This window comes from Pseudomonas sp. NY15356 (assembly GCF_048068175.1).
GTDB classification, from domain to species: Bacteria; Pseudomonadota; Gammaproteobacteria; order Pseudomonadales; family Pseudomonadaceae; genus Aquipseudomonas; species Aquipseudomonas putida_K.
In genome coordinates, this window is sequence record NZ_JBLUPW010000012.1 from 20,282 (window position 1) to 37,945 (window position 17,664).

16 protein-coding genes are annotated in these 17,664 nt (G+C 63.0%); 7 read left to right on the forward strand and 9 right to left on the reverse strand.

Annotation, left to right across the window (positions count from 1 at the left end; all coding sequences use genetic code 11):
* Window positions 1-3: 3 nt before the first annotated feature.
* From cyoD to hmpA, 6 genes are all read right to left on the reverse strand, one after another.
* Window positions 4-336: a cytochrome o ubiquinol oxidase subunit IV gene (gene cyoD / locus ACNFCI_RS11915; protein ID WP_043208038.1), complete on the reverse strand. Its 333-nt coding sequence runs from the start codon at window positions 334-336 to the stop codon at window positions 4-6.
* A complete protein-coding gene (gene cyoC / locus ACNFCI_RS11920) occupies window positions 336-959 on the reverse strand; it encodes a cytochrome o ubiquinol oxidase subunit III (RefSeq protein ID WP_084858519.1) in 624 nt (207 codons plus the stop codon). The genes cyoD and cyoC overlap by 1 nt, the downstream gene beginning before the upstream one ends.
* Before the next feature lie 3 nt (window positions 960-962).
* Window positions 963-2,981 carry a cytochrome o ubiquinol oxidase subunit I gene (cyoB, locus tag ACNFCI_RS11925; RefSeq protein ID WP_084858520.1) on the reverse strand — a complete coding sequence of 673 codons (2,019 nt, stop codon included), beginning with the start codon at window positions 2,979-2,981 and terminating at the stop codon, window positions 963-965.
* 3 nt (window positions 2,982-2,984) lie between these two features.
* Window positions 2,985-3,929 (reverse strand): ubiquinol oxidase subunit II, encoded by a 945-nt coding sequence (gene cyoA, locus ACNFCI_RS11930; protein ID WP_084858521.1) that lies wholly within the window; start codon window positions 3,927-3,929, stop codon window positions 2,985-2,987.
* Between the two features lie 559 nt (window positions 3,930-4,488).
* On the reverse strand, window positions 4,489-4,995 hold the full coding sequence (locus ACNFCI_RS11935; RefSeq protein ID WP_084858522.1) for a disulfide bond formation protein B: 507 nt from the start codon (window positions 4,993-4,995) through the stop codon (window positions 4,489-4,491).
* 528 nt (window positions 4,996-5,523) lie between these two features.
* The gene (hmpA, locus tag ACNFCI_RS11940; protein WP_084858523.1) at window positions 5,524-6,699 is read right to left on the reverse strand and encodes an NO-inducible flavohemoprotein; all 1,176 of its coding nucleotides are present in this window, start codon (window positions 6,697-6,699) and stop codon (window positions 5,524-5,526) included.
* A 156-nt stretch (window positions 6,700-6,855) separates the two neighbouring features.
* Between hmpA and norR the strand changes: the two genes are divergently transcribed.
* From norR to ACNFCI_RS11970, 6 genes are all read left to right on the forward strand, one after another.
* Window positions 6,856-8,409 (forward strand): nitric oxide reductase transcriptional regulator NorR, encoded by a 1,554-nt coding sequence (norR, locus tag ACNFCI_RS11945; protein ID WP_324814410.1) that lies wholly within the window; start codon window positions 6,856-6,858, stop codon window positions 8,407-8,409.
* 194 nt (window positions 8,410-8,603) lie between these two features.
* Window positions 8,604-9,503 carry a chemotaxis protein gene (locus ACNFCI_RS11950; protein ID WP_084858525.1) on the forward strand — a complete coding sequence of 300 codons (900 nt, stop codon included), beginning with the start codon at window positions 8,604-8,606 and terminating at the stop codon, window positions 9,501-9,503.
* 152 nt (window positions 9,504-9,655) lie between these two features.
* A complete protein-coding gene (locus ACNFCI_RS11955; protein WP_368829192.1) occupies window positions 9,656-10,390 on the forward strand; it encodes a YkgJ family cysteine cluster protein in 735 nt (244 codons plus the stop codon).
* A 193-nt stretch (window positions 10,391-10,583) separates the two neighbouring features.
* A complete protein-coding gene (locus tag ACNFCI_RS11960; RefSeq protein WP_368829193.1) occupies window positions 10,584-10,808 on the forward strand; it encodes a hypothetical protein in 225 nt (74 codons plus the stop codon).
* A 205-nt stretch (window positions 10,809-11,013) separates the two neighbouring features.
* Entirely contained in the window at window positions 11,014-12,345 is a 1,332-nt protein-coding gene (locus ACNFCI_RS11965; protein ID WP_368829194.1) for an OprD family porin, read from the forward strand.
* Between the two features lie 131 nt (window positions 12,346-12,476).
* Window positions 12,477-13,973 (forward strand): diguanylate cyclase domain-containing protein, encoded by a 1,497-nt coding sequence (locus ACNFCI_RS11970; RefSeq protein WP_368829195.1) that lies wholly within the window; start codon window positions 12,477-12,479, stop codon window positions 13,971-13,973.
* On the opposite strand, the gene ACNFCI_RS11975 is transcribed toward ACNFCI_RS11970, so the two are convergent.
* Window positions 13,970-14,446 (reverse strand): ferritin-like domain-containing protein, encoded by a 477-nt coding sequence (locus tag ACNFCI_RS11975; RefSeq protein WP_084858530.1) that lies wholly within the window; start codon window positions 14,444-14,446, stop codon window positions 13,970-13,972. The genes ACNFCI_RS11970 and ACNFCI_RS11975 overlap by 4 nt on opposite strands.
* A 199-nt stretch (window positions 14,447-14,645) precedes the next feature.
* Between ACNFCI_RS11975 and ACNFCI_RS11980 the strand changes: the two genes are divergently transcribed.
* The gene (locus tag ACNFCI_RS11980; protein ID WP_084858531.1) at window positions 14,646-14,873 is read left to right on the forward strand and encodes a DUF3820 family protein; all 228 of its coding nucleotides are present in this window, start codon (window positions 14,646-14,648) and stop codon (window positions 14,871-14,873) included.
* Window positions 14,874-14,983: 110 nt separating this feature from the next.
* Here the strand turns inward: ACNFCI_RS11980 and ACNFCI_RS11985 are convergent, their stop codons facing one another.
* The gene (locus ACNFCI_RS11985) at window positions 14,984-16,720 is read right to left on the reverse strand and encodes a PTS fructose-like transporter subunit IIB (protein ID WP_368829196.1); all 1,737 of its coding nucleotides are present in this window, start codon (window positions 16,718-16,720) and stop codon (window positions 14,984-14,986) included.
* Window positions 16,717-17,664 (reverse strand): 1-phosphofructokinase, encoded by a 948-nt coding sequence (gene pfkB / locus ACNFCI_RS11990; protein ID WP_368829197.1) that lies wholly within the window; start codon window positions 17,662-17,664, stop codon window positions 16,717-16,719. Before pfkB ends, ACNFCI_RS11985 begins: the two co-directional genes overlap by 4 nt.

Below are 17,664 nucleotides of genomic sequence, written 5' to 3' on the forward strand. Positions count from 1 at the left end.
ACCTCACTTGGCCATCATTTCGATGTGGATGCTGAACATGATCCACAGCGACAGGCCGACCAGCAGAGCGATTACGAGAGTAGTGAACAGGAACGTAGACACATTGGAACGCTGCTCTTTCGAGCGGTCCATGTGCAGGAAGTACACCAAGTGCACCACCACCTGGATGACGGCCATGGCCACCACGATCAGGACGGTCAGGTTCTTCGGCAGGCTCGGGTACATCACCAGACCGAACGGGATCGCGGTCAGGATGATCGACAGGATGAAGCCGATCGCGTACGACTTGACGCTGCCGTGGTTGCCTTCGTGATGAGTGTCGTGTGCGCTAGCCATTACAGAACTCCCAGCAGGTAGACGACGGTGAAGACGCAGATCCAGACCACGTCCAGGAAGTGCCAGAACAGGCTCAGGCAGCTCATGCGGGTCTTGGCGGTCGGGGTGATGCCCTTGGTGCTGATCTGGTACATCAGGACAGCCATCCAGATCAGGCCGGCAGTCACGTGCAGACCGTGGGTCCCTACCAGGGCGAAGAAGCCCGACAGGAAGCCGCTGCGGTTCGGGCCGTAGCCTTCGCCGATCAGGTGATGGAACTCATAGACTTCCATCGCGATGAAGCCGGCACCGAACAGGAAGGTGATGGCCAACCAGCCCAGCACGCCACCCTTGTTGCCTTTGAACATCTGCAGCATGGCGAAGCCGAAGGTGATCGACGACAGCAGCAGCAGTGCGGTTTCAACAGCTACGAAATCGAGCTGGAAGATGTCATGACCCGACGGGCCGCCGGCAAAACTGCCGGACAGCACCGCGTAGGTGGCGAAGAGCGACGCAAACAGGATGCAGTCGGTCATCAGGTACAGCCAGAAACCGAGTACGGTCATCTGGCCCGAGTCGTGGTGGTGATCGTCGTGCCCATGGTCGTGACCATGAGCGCCGGCGTGGATTACTTGACTGGACATTGATTACACCCGCTCAAACGATTCGACACGTGCGCCGGCAGGCAGAGCACCTGCTTTGGCCAGCGCTTTCATGCGCTCGCCCTCGATGCGCGCCACTTCTTCGGCCGGAACCATGTAGCCCTGGTCGTCACGCGCGGCGTGGCGAACGAAGACAGCGATGGTTGCAACCAGGCTCGCGCCTACCAGCCACCAGATGTGCCAGATGAAAGCGAAGCCGAAGATGGTCAGGAACAGGCCCATGAACAAACCGGTGGAGGTATTGCTCGGCATGTGGATCGCTTCGTACTTGGCCGCAGGCTTGTAGGCAACACCGGCTTCCTTGGCTTCGTGCCAGGCGTCCAGGCCAACCTTCTCAGGCATGTGGGCGAAGTTGTAGAACGGAGGTGGCGACGAAGTCGACCATTCCAGGGTACGGCCACCCCATGGATCGCCAGTGACGTCCAGGTTCTGGTTGCGGTCGCGGACCGATACGTACAGCTGGATCAGCTGGCAAGCGATACCGAACAGGATCAGGACGGCGCCGACGACGGCAACGTACAGGTAGGGTTCCCAAGCCGGGTTGTCCGAGTGGTTCAGACGACGGGTCATACCCATGAAGCCCAGGGCGTACAGCGGCATGAACGCTACGTAGAAGCCGGAGATCCAGAACCAGAAGGCAGCCTTGCCCCACTTCTCGTTCAGGGTGAAGCCGAAGGCTTTCGGGAACCAGTAGGCGAAGCCGGCGATGTAGCCGAATACCGCACCACCGATGATCACGTTGTGGAAGTGGGCGATCACGAACAGGCTGTTGTGCAGAACGAAGTCAGCACCTGGAACAGCCAGCAGGACGCCGGTCATACCACCGATCGAGAAGGTGACCATGAAGCCCAGGGTCCACATGATCGGCGCGGTGAAGCGCAGACGGCCCTGGTAGATGGTGAACAGCCAGTTGAACAGCTTCACACCGGTCGGAATGGAGATCAGCATCGTCGCCAGGCCGAAGAAGGTGTTGACGCTGGCGCCGGCACCCATGGTGAAGAAGTGGTGCAGCCAGACCGCGAAGCCGAGAACGGCGATCGCGCCCGATGCGTAGATCATCGAGTGGTGACCGAACAGGCGCTTGCCTGCGAAGGTCGAGGTGACTTCCGAGAACACGCCGAAGGCCGGCAGGATCAGGATGTAGACCTCAGGGTGACCCCATGCCCAGAACAGGTTGACGTACATCATCGGGTTCCCACCAAGCTCGTTGGTGAAGATGTGGAAGTCCAGATAACGGTCAACGGTCAGCAGGGCCAGAGCAGCAGTCAGGATCGGGAACGAAGCGACGATCAGCACGTTGGCCCAGGTGCAGGTCCAGGTGAAGATCGGCATGTCCATCAGCTTCATGCCAGGCGCGCGCATCTTCATCACGGTGACGAGGAAGTTCACGCCGGTCAGCGTCGTACCCAGGCCTGAGAGCTGTAGCGCCCAGATGTAGTAGTCGACACCCACGCCCGGGCTGTACTGGATGCCCGCCAACGGCGGATAGGCAACCCAACCGGTCTTGGCGAATTCGCCAACGCCCAGGGAGATGTTGACCAGCAGCACGCCTGCCAGCAGCAGGTAGAAGCTCAGGGAGTTCAGGAACGGGAAGGCAACGTCACGTGCACCGATCTGCAGCGGAACCGCCAGGTTCATCAGGCCGGTGAAGAACGGCATCGCCATGAAGATGATCATGATCACACCGTGGGCGGTGAAGATCTGGTCATAGTGTTCAGGCGGCAGGTAGCCTTCGGCGCCACCGGTAGCGGCAGCGAGCTGGGTACGCATCATGATGGCGTCGGCGAAGCCGCGCAGCAGCATGACCATCGCGACGATGATGTACATCACCCCGATCTTCTTGTGGTCGACCGAGGTCAGCCACTCGCTCCACAAGTAGGTCCACTTGCGGAAATAGGTGATAGCACCGACGAGAGCGATACCACCGAGCGCAATCATGGCAAGCGTCACCATGACTATCGGCTCGTGATAGGGTATCGCCTCCAGACTTAGTTTACCGAACATCTCTTACTCCTCTGCCCCGGCAGCTGGTTGCATACTCGACTCCACACCCTTGGTAGTGGCCAGTTCCTTGCTGCCTACTTCTTCGTGGCTCGGGCGACCGCGGTTCATGCCTTCGTACTTGTCGACGATGATCTGGAACTGGTCAGCCGAAGCCTCGCTGTACAGCGTGACTGGGTTGTTTTCGCTAGGTTTGGCCAAGGCTTCGTATTCAGCCTTATCCAGCTTCTTCGGCGACTGCTTGACTTCGGCGACCCACTTGTCGAAGTCAGCCTGGGAGGTTGCAGTAGCCTTGAACTTCATGCCGGTGAAACCGGCGCCGCTGTAGTTGGCGGAGATACCGTCGAACTCGCCGTTCTCGTTGGCGATCAGGTGCAGCTTGGTGGTCATGCCGGCCATGGCGTAGATCTGGCCGCCCAGGCCCGGGATGAAGAACGAGTTCATCACGGCATCGGAGGTCACACGGAAGTTGACCGGGGTATTGGCCGGGAAGACGATCTTGTTGACCGTGGCGATGCCCTGTTCCGGGTAGATGAACAGCCATTTCCAGTCCAGCGCGACCACGTCGATCTGCACTGGCTTCACGTCGGAATCCAGTGGACGGTACGGGTCCAGCTTGTGGGTGGAGTGGTAGGTGACATAGCCCAGGGCGATGATGATCAGGATCGGGATGATCCAGACAGCCGCTTCGATCTTGGTCGAGTGCGACCAGTCGGGGGTGTAGGTGGCAGCCTTGTTGGAAGCACGGTACTTCCAGGCGAACGCGATGGTCATGATGATGACCGGGACGACGACCAGCAGCATCAGGCCGGTGGCGATCAGGATCAGGTTCTTTTGCTCAATGCCCACCTGGCCCTTTGGATCGAGCAGGGTCCAGTTGCACCCACTGAGTAAAAGCATGCCTAAAAAGGGCAATATGCCAAACAGTCTGGGGTAACGCTTTTTACTCATCTCACGACCTCTAGATCAGCTTGCTTCAATGCAATTTGTGTTTTGGTCGCCAACACTTCGTCCTGCCAAGCGTCAGCATTTCGGGCTCGAATTCGCTCCTGCCTGTGGTCCGACTGCTGGACCTGGGCGCGAGCGGGTTTACGGTGCTTTATGGTTCGTAGGCTAACGGCCTGTACTTCAGACCAAGTCCATTTGGTGCGGGAAAACGCGGAGGGGGGTCCGCCCGGTATCGCCGTTGGGCGAAACTTGTCGAAGTCAGCAAAAGAAAGCGCTGCGGCTTCCTCCAATCCTGCGACTCGCAAGCAGTGCCGAACGGAAATTGGGGGCGATTGTAGATAGGTCGCCCCCCCTTGACTATGACTTATTGAGCAACAGTCTTTTACCGAATCGGTAACAATACTGCTCAAAAAATCAACTTCGCGACAGTTTGTCGCACCCCGCTTGATAGCGCTGTAACCCGCATACTGCAAGGCTTTGTCGTTGATCTGGGTCAAGCGTGAGGCGAGGTAAAGATGTTATCTCGCCATGCAACAGAGGGGCCTCGAAGGGGGACTTTTGTCTAACCCCGGCGACGGTTGCGGTAGATGCCCAGCGGCACCAGGACCGTGGTGAGGACGAACGCCAGAAGTGCCCATTGCGCCAGGGACAACCCCAGGATCGGCGGGTAGGGCGTGGAGCAGAATCCATCGACCTGGAATGCCAGCGGCCACACGTGTGCCAGCGGCAGGTCGTCGACGATCGGCTGCAGGGTGTCGATACCGCAACTGACCATCGGGTGGGCGAGTATATACACATGGTTGCCGGCCGCAACGATTCCGCCGATTGCGCTGAGCACCACCAAGGCTTCGAAGAAGGTCAGGCTGCGACGCCCGGGCATGGCCGCGGCGATGAAAGCGAACACCGCGATCAACAACAGTGCATAGCGCTGGAGGATGCACAGCGGGCACGGCGCCTCGCCGAGCACCACCTGCATGTAGAGAGCGCCGCCGATCAGCGACAGGCAGATCACGCCCAGCAGCACCAGGAAGCGCCGTTCGCGGTTCAGGTGCGAGGTTTGTTCGTTCATTACCGGTTCCTTCGATGGATAGTGGCAGTGCCTGGGGGGCGTTGGCCTGCCCGGCGACAGTCTACACGTGCGTCGAGGAGCGGCGTGCTGGCACTGTGCAGGGGCTATCCGATGACGATTTCTGACCAGACGGAGCGACGTCGGTTCAACGACGACCGCCAAAAGCGACAGCCCGGATGTCAGGCAGGGGAAAGCCCCTCGACACCCGGGAGTGAAGGATACCGTGATTAATGGAAGATTAAAGATGAAATTGCGCCTGCTTATTTCATCTCCTTCTATATAAAGGAAGGCCAACAAGGCCCAATCGCTGGCAAGCCAGCCCCCGCACGTGCGATGTCACGTTCGTTTCGTCTCGATTACCCACGTTCGGGAGCACCGCGCACGAGAGCTGGCTTGCCAGCGATTGGGGACAACCCTGGCATCCGCATCGCCGGCAAGCCGGCGCCCACAGAGACACCCAATGCCTGGATCTGGGCGTTCCTGTGAGAGCCGGCTTGCCGGCGATCGGGCCACACTGTTATCGGATCGTTACTCCAGCGCCGCCGCCGGCCCGAAGAACTCGTAGCGGCTCTGCTGCTCCGGTACACCCAGGCCCTTCAGGTGGCGCTTGACCGCTGCCATGAAGCCTTTCGGGCCCAGGAAGTAGGCATCCAAGTCACGCTCGCCAGGCAGCCACTGGCCCAGTTGTTCCTGGCTCAACAGGCCCACGGCATCGGCCTCGCCATGGCCGGCCTGCTCGTAGCAGTAGAAGCGTTTGAGCTGCGGGTGACGCGCGGCCAGGCCATCGATCCAGTCGCGGAAGGCATGCACCGCGCCGTTGCGCGCACAATGGATGAAATGCACCGGGCGCTGGGTCTGCAGTGCAGCCTGGAGCATGGCCAAGGTCGGGGTGATGCCTACGCCGCCGCTGATGAGCACCAGCGGCTTGTCGCTGGCGGCCAGGGTGAAGTCCCCGGACGGCGGGAACAGCTGCAGGGTCTGGCCGACCATCAACTGGTCATGCAGGTAGTTCGAGACCTTGCCGCCCTCTTCGCGCTTGACGCTGATGCGGTACTGCTCGCCATCGCACAGGGCCGACAGGGAATAGTTGCGGCGTTGCTCGGTGCCGTCGACGAACAGCTGCAGGCCGATGTACTGGCCAGGCTCGGCCTTGAGCACCGGCTTGCCGTCCACCGGAGCGAAATAGAACGAGGTGATTTCACTGCTTTCCTGCTCGCGACGCACCAAGCGGAATTCACGGGTACCGCGCCAGCCGCCGACGGCCTCTTCCTTCTGCTTGTAGAGGTTTTCCTCGGCACCGATCAGGATGTCCGCCAGTTGGCCATAGGCTGCGCCCCAGGCGTCGATCACTTGCGGGGTGGCAATCTCCTTGCCCAGCACTTCCTCGATGGCACGCAACAGGCAGCTGCCGACGATCGGATAGTGCTCGGGCAGGATCTGCAGGGCGACATGCTTGTTGATGATCTGGCCGACCAGGCCGCCGAGCTGTTCCAGCTGGTCGATGTGGCGAGCATACATCAGCACGCCGTTGGCCAGGGCACGCGGCTGGTCGCCGCTGGCCTGGTGGGCCTGGTTGAACAGCGGGCGTACCTCGGGGTACTCGCTGAGCATCATCTTGTAGAAGTGGGTGGTCAGGGCTTCGCCGCCGCTTTCGAGCAGCGGAACGGTGGCCTTGATGATTGCACGTTGTTCGGCATTGAGCATTGCAATGACTCCTGAGCCTGTGGCTTGAACTTGACTGCCTTGGCTCTATCACCAATCGTGCCAACTTTTCCGGCCAATGAATCCGGGGGTTCCATGCACGGGAGAGTCAAAACGACATCGACAGGCGTATAGTCATATCGACCAACAGGAGTCCTTATGACTGCAAAGCCCCTACTCACCAGCCTGCTGCCCCTGGTCAGCGACTTGTCCCGCGACCTGCCCGACCAGGAACGCTACCGCCGCCTGCTTGAAGCTATGCGCGGCCTGCTGCCATGCGATGCCGCCGCATTGCTGCGCCTGGATGGCGAATGGCTGGTGCCGTTGGCCGTCGATGGCTTGTCGGCCGACACCCTCGGGCGACGTTTCAAGGTCAGCGAACACCCCCGCTTCCAGATCCTGCTCAGCCGCAGCGAACCGACCCGCTTCGCCAGCGACAGCGAACTGCCCGACCCCTACGATGGCCTGGTCAACGCGCCCCATGCCGACCTGCACGTGCACGACTGCATGGGGTGCCCCCTGATGGTCGATGAACGACCTTGGGGCCTGGTAACCCTCGACGCCCTCACTCCCGGGCAGTTCCAGAGCCTGGAACTGGACGCGCTGCAGGCATTTGCCAGCCTCGCCGCCGCCACCGTCACCGTGGCCGAACGCATCGAGGACTTGGCGCTGCGCGCCGAGGACGAACACCAGCGCGCCGAGGTCTACCGCCAGGCCAGTGGCCTGGACAAGGAGCTGATCGGCCAGAGCAAGGCACACAAGCGCCTGCTGGAGGAAATCCGCCTGGTCGGCGGCAGCGACCTGACCGTGCTGATCACCGGCGAGACCGGCGTGGGCAAGGAGCTGGTGGCCCAGGCCCTGCACCGTGCCAGCGCCCGCGCCGACAAACCGCTGATCAGCCTGAACTGCGCGGCCCTGCCGGACACCCTGGTGGAAAGCGAGCTGTTCGGTCATGTACGCGGCGCCTTCACCGGTGCCCATGGCGAACGGCGGGGCAAGTTCGAGCTGGCCAACGGCGGCACGCTGTTCCTCGACGAGGTCGGCGAACTGCCCTTGGCCGTGCAGGCCAAGCTGCTGCGGGTGCTGCAGAGTGGCCAACTGCAGCGCCTGGGCTCGGACCGGGAGCACCGGGTCGACGTTCGCCTGATCGCCGCCACCAACCGCGACCTGGCCGAAGAGGTGCGCAACGGCAACTACCGCGCCGACTTCTATCATCGCCTGAGCGTCTATCCGCTGCTGGTCCCGCCGCTGCGTGAGCGCGGTCGCGACGTGCTGCTGATCGCCGGCTATTTCCTCGAACAGAACCGTTCGCGCCTGGGCCTGAACAGCCTGCGCCTGAGTGCTGACGCCCAGGCTGCCCTGCTGGCCTACGACTGGCCGGGCAACGTGCGCGAGCTCGAACACCTGATCGGCCGCTCGGCACTCAAGGCGCTCGGCCAGCATGCCCAGCGCCCGCGTATCCTGACCCTGGAAGCCAGCGACCTGGACCTGCGCCCTACCCTGCCGGCCAACGCCGAGCCGACACCGCCCCCCGCCGCCCCGTTGGCCACCCTGCCCGAGGGCGGCCTGCGCGAGGCGGTGGACGACTACCAGCGACGCTTGATCGAAGCTTGCCTGGTCAAGCACCAGGACAATTGGGCTTCGGCGGCGCGGGAGCTTGGTGTGGATAGAGCGAACCTCAGCCGGCTGGCCAAGCGCCTAGGGTTGCGTTGACAAAAAGCAGGGCCGCAGCGCAGCCCAATCGCGAGGCAAGTCCACGCCTACAGGACGGCGCCACCTGGAACCCTGTGGAGACTCTGTGGGAGCGGGCTTGCCCCAACGATTGGCCCGCCACCACCTAAAGCCTGGTCAGAACAAGCCGATAACCCGGCAACCTCCTTTATTACCGACAGACTCGAAGGTTGCCCATGGCCACGCAAAACGCCCGTGCGGACTCGTTGTCCCTGCTGCTGTTCACCCTGCGCAGCGGCAAGCTGATGGCGATCAACCTGCTCAAGGTCAGCGAAATCATCCCCTGCCCTGCGCTGACCAAGCTGCCGGAGTCGCACCCTCACGTCAAAGGCGTAGCCACCCTGCGTGGCAACCCGCTGTCGGTGATCGACCTGTCGCGCGCCATCGGCGAACAGCCCCTGGCCGACCCGGACGGCGGCTGCCTGATCGTCACCGAGATCAGCCGATCGCGCCAAGGCCTGCACGTACAGGCCGTGAGCCGCATCGTGCACTGCCTGAGCACTGACATAAAACCGCCCCCCTACGCCTCCGGTACCCGATCGTTCATCACCGGCGTCACCCGTGTGGACGATACCTTGGTCCAGGTGCTGGACATCGAGAAGGTCATCCACGCCATCGCCCCACCCGAGCCCGAGCCCCACCCCGGCGAGCTCGGCGAAGAAGACGCGAGCCTGCTGGCCGCTGCGAACATCCTGGTGGTGGATGACAGCCAGGTCGCCCTGCAGCAATCGGTGCACACCCTGCGCAACCTGGGTATCGAATGCCATACCGCGCGCAGCGCCAAGGACGCGATCAGCGTGCTGCTGGAGCTGCAAGGTACCGAGCGGGAGATCAACATCATCGTCTCGGACATCGAGATGTCCGAGATGGACGGCTACGCCTTTACCCGCACACTGCGCGAAAGCCCGGACTTCCAGCATCTCTATGTGCTGCTGCACACCTCGCTGGACAGCACCATGAGTGCCGAGAAGGCTCGGCTGGCCGGGGCCAATGCCATTCTCACCAAGTTCTCCTCGCCAGAGCTGACCGATTGCCTGGTGGTGGCCGCGCGCACCGTGGTGTTCGCCGAGCACTGATATATCCAGTGACAAACGCCCTGGCTTGCCGCCCGGGGCGAGTCGGGCATAATTCGCGTCCCTCGGTCGTTTTCTTGCCGGATCGCGCATGAAGTTTCTCAGCCCCTTCCTGGCCACCACGCCCGCGTCAGCCCATGGAGCCCAGGTATACCGTGAACGACACCATCCGTTTCGCCTGCACCGGTTGCGGTAAGTGCTGCACCGGCCACCACGTTCCGCTGACCCTGGGTGAAGCTCGCCAGTGGGCCGCCAGCGGCGGTCAGGTGGTGGTGTTGATCGAAGGCTTCGTCGAAGACGGCCCTGGCATGCCCGTCGAACAGCGCGACCATGTGCTGCGCCGTTCCTGCCCGGTGGCCTGCGGCGAAGCCGAGCTGTGGGTCTCGGTGACCTTCGCCGCGTTCAACCCTGGCCGCTGTCGCAACCTGGACGACAACGACCTGTGCACCATCTATGAAAGCCGCCCATTGGTGTGTCGCATCTACCCGGCGGAGATCAACCCGCACCTGCCCCTGCGCCCGGAAAACAAGGACTGCCCGCCCGAGGCCTGGGCACAAGGCCCTGCGCTGATCCATGGCCAACTGCCGGTGGACCCACAGTTGGCCGCCCTGATCGAGGCCTCGCGCCAGGCCGACCGCGACGACATCGCGGCCAAGGTCGCCATCTGCCAGGCCCTGGGCATGACCACCAGCGCCCTCAAGGGCAACGGCTTCACCGCCTACCTACCGGCGATGGAGCCGTTTGCCCAGGTCTTGGCCCAAGTACCGGATGACAACCATGCGCCATGGACGCTTCACGTCGAAGCCCCTGCCCTTGCGCAAACGCTGGCCAGCCATGGGCTGCAGACCACCGCCGAAGCACCGGTGTACTACGCCTTCATCGGATTCTGACACCCCTGCCATCGGAGCTGCATGGCAAGCGCTCAACTACGCGGGTTTGCGGTGAAATCCGGTTATTTCATGGACTCGATCATTACTTTTTACGCAACAGTGCTTATCCAACTCAAGCCTGTTTCCGAGCCTGTGTTAGGACTAACTTACGCCTGTCCCAATTCACACTTGCCTTGCAAGAAGGTTGTTTCAAATGTCCAACAGTATGGGTATTGCCAGCGTTTTCGTCCTGTCGTCCCTGTTGCTGTCGCCCCTGGCCATGGCTGAAGAATCGCCGGCCTTCGTAGCCCGTAACGCCGAACTTTCCGCTGTTCACCAAACCGCGCGCGACGCCTATGCCGCGCAACAGGCAGATGCAGCGAAAGACGTGCAGCAGACTGCTTCCAAGGTGGTTGCCGACGATCAGGCCGAGAGTTGATCGACGATTCCGTAGCTCCCTGTTTTTCCCTCGGCTAGCCCGTGGGCGCCTTGGGCGTCGATATGTTAGCCTTTTAAAGCCGCTGCCGATCAGCGGCTTTTTTTATGTGCTCGAATTATCAGCCACGCTGTTACGTATTCATAAAGAAACTTGCAAAACCCGAAAACAACAACGCCTCACCGCCAGACCAAAGGAGCTCGTACCGGTGTCTTCCGCGTTTCGCTTTACCCCGTTGTTCGTTGCACTTGCCGCAACGATGCCTGTAGCAGCACACGCCGATGAAGCCAAGGCTGATGGCTTCATCGAAGGGGCAACCCTGAACCTGCATTTTCGCAATGCCTACTTCAACCGCAACAACCTCAACCCAGGCGTGCGTGACCTGCGCGAATGGGGCCAGGGCGCCGTGGCGCGCTTCGAATCGGGCTACACCCCAGGCGTGGTCGGCTTCGGCCTCGATGCACACGGCATCCTGGGCCTGAAGCTCGATGGCGGTGGCGGCCATGCCGGTACCAGCATCCTGCCTGAACACATCAAGGACAACGGCGAACTGGGCGCAGCCCCGCGCTCATTCTCCACCGCGGGCGCGGCGGTCAAGTTCAAGGCCTTCGACACCGAACTCAAGGCCGGCGACCTGTTCCTCACCAACCCGGTGATCGCCGGCGGCGAAACCCGCATGCTGCCGCAGACCTTCCGCGGCGTGAGCCTGACCAACACCAGCATCGACGGCCTGCTGCTCGAAGGCGGCCAGGTCAGCTTCACCAAGCCCTACAACCAAAGCGGCCATCGCCGCATCGACACCTACTACGGACAACTGGCGGACGGCACCAAGAGCGACCACCTGAGCTGGGCCGGCCTGTCCTGGAACGGCACCGAGAACATCAACACCAACTTGTATGCCGCTGAACTGAAGGACATCTGGAACCAGTACTACGTCGACTTCGACTACACCTATGTGGTCAACGACCTGGTCAGCCTCAACCCCGGCCTGCACTTCTACCACACCCAGGACACCGGCCAGGCGCTGCTGGGCAACATCGACAACAACACCTACAGCCTGCACTTCACCGTCAACGCCGGCTACCACAGCATCACCGCCGCCTACCAGCGCGTGAACGGCAACACGCCGTTCGACTACATCAACCTGGGCGACAGCGTATACCTGGACAACTCGCGCATGTACTCGGACTTCAACGCCCCCAACGAGCGTTCCTGGAAGCTGCAGTACGACTATGACTTTACCGGCGTCGGCATCCCCGGCCTGAGCACCTCGGTCTCCTATTCGCGTGGCGAAGCCGACCTGACCAAGGCTGCCCAGAACGACTACTACGGCTACTACAACGCCGAGGGCAAGAACGCCATGCACTGGGAGCGCGACCTGGATATCAAGTACGTGTTCCAGCAAGGCAACCTCAAGGACCTGTCGGTGCTGCTGCGCTACGCCACCCACCGCGGCAGCCAGGGCTATGCCGATATCGATGACAACAGCGACAACGATGAAGTGCGGGTGATCGTCGATTACCCCTTGAACATCTTCTGACCGCACGCCCGGCAGAACAAGGCGGGCCGCAGCGCGGCCCCTTGTTTTCCATCGAACGAACCTTGTTCGCCCCTGCGCACTTCCCTAGAATACCGCCGCCGCGTAATGGCCCCGCCCGTGCAGTAGCGAGCATGCCCACTCGATCATCGCGTTCTTCCCTGTACAGGTCGCACCCCGAACTGATCCTCAACCTGGGCAGTTGCCTCGCCGTGCTTGCCATCGTGGCCATCGTCAGCTACCTGCTGGCCCGCGAGCGCGACAGCGTCGAGCAGTCGGCCAAACGCTCATCGGGCAATATCGTCCAGCTCATCGAAAGCGACATCCTGCGCAACGTCGAACTCTACGACCAGTCCCTGCATGGGGTGATCTGGGCCGTGAAGCATCCGGAGCTGCTCAACAGCTCGCCGGAACTGCGCCAGCAGATCCTCTTCAACCAGACCTTCGCCGCCCCGGTGCGCGGGGATATCCTCTGGCTCGGCGCCCACGGTGATGTACTGGGCGACTCGCTGCATGCGCGCCCGCGCCAGGCCAATTTTGCCGATTCGGTGGCTTTCCAGGCCCACCGCGACCGAGCGGACCTGGGCCTGTTCATCAGCCCACCGTTCAAGGCGCGGCTGGGCGACCTGGACTGGTGCATCAGCTTCAGCCGCCGGATTTCCGGCCCCAACGGCGAATTCGCCGGGATCGCCGCCGGCGCATTACGCCTGTCGTATTTCACCGAACTGTTCGAACGCCTCGATATCGGCAGGGACAGCAGCATCAACCTGCTCAACACGGACGGCCAGTTGCTGGCCCGACAACCCTCGCGCCCGCAAGACCCGATGATCGGCAGCGACTACAGCGAGCGGCCCAACTTCCAACGCATCCTCAACGAGCGCAGCGGCAGTTTCACTGCCAGGTCCGAGCACGCCGGGGTGCAGCGCATCTATACCTTCGCCCGGGTCGCCGACCTGCCGTTGATCGTGCTGGTGGTGGACGCCTCCGACGAGGTATTCCAGTCCTGGCGCCGTACCGCGATCCTGGTCAGCGTCGCCACGGGCCTGCTGTGCGTCGGTATCCTCTGGCTGACCTTGCTGCTGGGGCGCGAATTGCGCCGACGCCAGGAAGCCGAGCAAGGCCTGGCAGCGCTGGCGGCCACCGATAGCCTCACCGGGCTCGCCAACCGCAGACGGCTGGACCAGGTACTGCGCCAGGAATGGGCCCGCGCCCAGCGCAACCGCCAGCCGCTGGCCATCCTCATGGTGGATGTGGACCACTTCAAGTCGTTCAACCAGCGTCACGGCCATGCCGGCGGCGACCATGCCCTGCGCGAGGTCGCCAAGACGATAGAGCGCTGCATCCGCCGCCCGGCGGACCTGGCTGCGCGCTATGGCGGGGAAGAATTCCAAGTGGTGTTGCCCGATACCGATCTGCCCGGTGCCAGGCTGCTGGCCGAACGCATACGCGCCAGCGTGGAGGCGCTGCCGCCATTCGGCAATGACGAGCAGCCGGTGACCGTGAGCATCGGCATCAGCCTGCACACCCCCGGCACCCAGCAAAACCTCACAGGCTTGCTGGGTTCGGCGGACGAGGCGCTCTACCGGGCCAAGGCCAACGGCCGCAACCGCGTAGAAGGCCCGTCGGACTAGGAGCGGGCACGCGCGGCGTCGCGCAGCGCTTTTACCTGGTCATGGTTGCGTTGCACGCCCTGCAGCTGTTTTTCCACCAAGGCATAGGTCTCGTCGCTGGCGGTGCGACCAAGCTTGACCAGCTTCTCGCGCGCGTCCTTGTAGGCCTTGAGGGCGAAGTCCTCACCGCGCTCGACCTCGTTGAGCACCGCCTCCTCGCTTTTGCCGGTGAGCATCGACTTGAAGTTGACCCAGCCCCGGTGCAGGTCGCCGCTCAGGCTGGTGGAGGTTTCCGGGTCGCCGCCCAGGCGACGCACCTCGCCCTGCAGCTCGGCGGCGGCACTGGCGCATTCGCCGGCACGCTGGACGAAGAACGCCTTGAGTTCGGTGTTCTTCACATCTTCGGCCGACTCCTTGAAGCCTTTTTCGCCGTCTTTGCTGTATTCGATCAGGTCGTTGAGTACGTCGATCACGTCTTTGTTGGGATGACTCATGGCGAGAACTCCTTGGCAGGTGATAGTCCCTTATAGAAGAGCAGGCATCGTGCCAAGCCAAGAGATAAGATAATTTCGTTTTAAAACAATAAATTACGCCCAACAAGCGCAACCCGTGACGAGGCGTTCTGCATGATTGCCGCTTGGGCGTTCGTGCACTTTGCAGTATGGTCGGCGCTTTGCACTGCCAGGCCGTCCGATGAAACCCGAATCCCTGCAACTGCTGGTTACCCGCACCATGCCCTTCGGCAAGTACCAGGGGCGTCTGATCGCCGACCTGCCGGGCGACTACCTGGCGTGGTTCGCGCGCAAGGGGTTCCCGGCTGGGGAGCTGGGCGGGTTGCTGGCCCTGATGCACGAGATCGATCACAACGGGCTGGGGGAACTGCTGGTGCCGTTGCGGCGCAAACAGCAGCACCAGCCTTGAAACAGCTATCGCCGGCAAGCCGGCTCCCACCTGCCCTGCGCTGTCCTCAGAGCCGCCATACCTGTGGGAGCCGGCTTGCCGGCGATTGCCCCCTCAGGGGCCAATAGGACTCAGCCTTTTACCGGCGCCACCGCCAGCTCCACCCGCTCGCCCTTCTTGATCACCGCATATACCACCGCCGTCAGCAAACTTCCGGCCAGGATCGCCACCAAGTACAGCAACGCGTGGTTGATCGCATTGGGGATCAGCAACACGAACAAGCCGCCATGGGGTGCCATCAGCTTGCAGCCGAAGTACATCGACAAGGCACCGGTCAATGCGCCACCGGCAATGCTCGCCGGGATCACCCGCAGCGGGTCCTTGGCCGCGAACGGAATCGCGCCCTCGGAAATAAAGCACAGCCCCAGCGCCAACGCCGCCTTGCCTGCCTCGCGCTCGCTCTGGGCGAACTTGCGCCGGGCCAGGAAGCTGGCGATGCCCAAGCCGATCGGCGGCACCATACCCGCGGCCATGGTCGCAGCCATCGGCGCGTAGCTCGACGACGCCAGCAGCCCCACCGAGAACGCGTACGCCGCCTTGTTGATCGGCCCGCCCAAGTCGACGCACATCATCCCGCCCAGCAGCAGCCCGAGCAGGACCGCGTTGGTCGTGCCCATGCTGTCGAGAAAGTGCGTCAGGCCCTCAAGCATGGCCGCCACGGGTTGGCCGACTACATAGATCATCACCAGGCCCGTGAACAGGCTGGCCAGCAGCGGAATGATCAGGATCGGTTTGAGAGCATCGAGGCTGCTCGGCAGGCGCGCCCAGCGGCTGATGGCCTTGGCGCTGTAGCCCGCCAGGAACCCTGCGACGATGCCGCCGATGAAGCCGGCCCCAAGGGTGCTGGCCAGCAGCCCGCCGATCATGCCGGGGGCGAGCCCGGGCCGGTCGGCGATGGACCAGGCGATATAGCCGGCGAGCAACGGCACCATCAGCTTGAAGGCCGCCTCGCCACCGATCTGCATCAACGCCGCCGGCAAGGTACCAGGCTCCTTGTAGGCTTCGATGCCGAAGACGAACGACAGAGCGATCAGCAAGCCGCCAGCCACCACCATCGGCAACATGAACGAGACGCCCGTGAGCAAATGCTTGTAGACGCCGGCCTTCTCGCCCTTTTTCACGGCCTCGCCGGTCGCCTCACCCGCCGCCTCCACCTTGCCCTGGGCCAAGGCCTTGTCGAGGGTGGCGCGGGCCTGCTTGAGGGCGATGCCGGTGCCGCAGCGGTAGATGCGCTTGCCGGCGAAGCGCGCCGTCGGCACCTCGATGTCGGCGGCCAATAGCACCACGTCGGCCTCGGCGATGGCTTCGGCAGGCAATGGATTACGCGCGCCCACCGAGCCCTGGGTTTCCACGGTGAGCTGGTAGCCCAGCTCCTTGGCGGCGTGCTGCAACGCTTCGGCTGCCATGAACGTATGGGCCACGCCCGTGGGGCAGGCGGTGACTGCGACGAGCTTGGGCACGGCAGCAGTCGGCGGCACTTGCTCGGCGTCCAGCGGCTGCAGCACTTGGGCTTTGGCCGCGGCTTCGTCGAGGAAACTGCCGCGGTCGGCCAGGGCCTGGGCGGGCGTGCTCTGGTAGACGCGCTTGCCGACGAAACGGGCAAGGTCCACGGCACCGGTGCTGACCACCAGCACCCAATCGGCCTCGGCGATCTGCGCCGGGCTCAGGCAGCGTTCGGGGTGCTCGGCGTCCTGCACCTCGACGCTGGTGCTCCAGCCCCGCTGCTGGGCGGCCGCCGACAGCAGGCGCGCGCTCAGCACACTGGATACCTGGCCGTTGGGGCAGGCAGTGATGATGGCGATGTTCATCGGCAACCCTCTTGTTGTTCTGTCAGTTGCACGGCGCTTTCCAGGCGCGCCAGCTGTTCCCGGTCACGGATACCGAAGCCGACCTGGCTCACCGCCTGGGCAGCGATGGCAGTAGCGCGGCGCAGCGTCTGCCCGGCCGGCTCGCCTTGCAGCAGGCCGTGGACCATGCCGGCCACCAGCGAATCGCCGGCGCCGACCGTGCTGGCCACCCGCACCTTGGGCGGTTGCCCGTGCAAGGCCAGGCCTTGGGCGAACCAGCTGACGCCCTGCTCGCCCTGGGACACCACCACGTGCTCGATGCCCGACGCCAACAGGCGCTGGGCAGCCGCACGCTGGTCGGCCGGGTTGTGCATGACGATACCGAACGCCTCGCCCAGTTCCTCGGTGTTGGGCTTGACCAGCCAGGGCTCAGCCTTGAGACCTGCACGCAACGCTTCACCGCTGGTATCCAGGGCAACTTTCAGGCCTTTGCCCTTGAGCATCAGCAACAACGCCTGGAACCACTGGGCATCGACACCCCTTGGCAAACTGCCGGCCACCACCACCGCATCGTGCCCTGCCGCCACCTGTTCAAGGCGCCGCATCAGGGCGGACTGGGCGGCCTCGTCGACTTCAGGCCCCTGGCCGTTGATATCGGTGACGCGGCCATCGGCCTCGACCAGCTTGATGTTGTTGCGGGTTTCGCCAGGCACCCGAACAAAGCAGTCGGTAAAACCGCGCCAGGCGATGAGTTCTTCGAACGGCGCCAGGTTGTCGCGGCCGAGAAAGCCACCCACGGTCACGCGATGGCCCAGGTCGGCCAGCACCTGCGCCACGTTCAGGCCTTTGCCGGCGGCGTGGCTGTGCTGGGCCTGGCTACGGTTGACCAGGCCCAGGTGCAGGGCCTGCAGGCTGACGGTGATGTCCAGCGCCGGGTTGAGGGTGAGGGTGAGGATCTTGGCCAT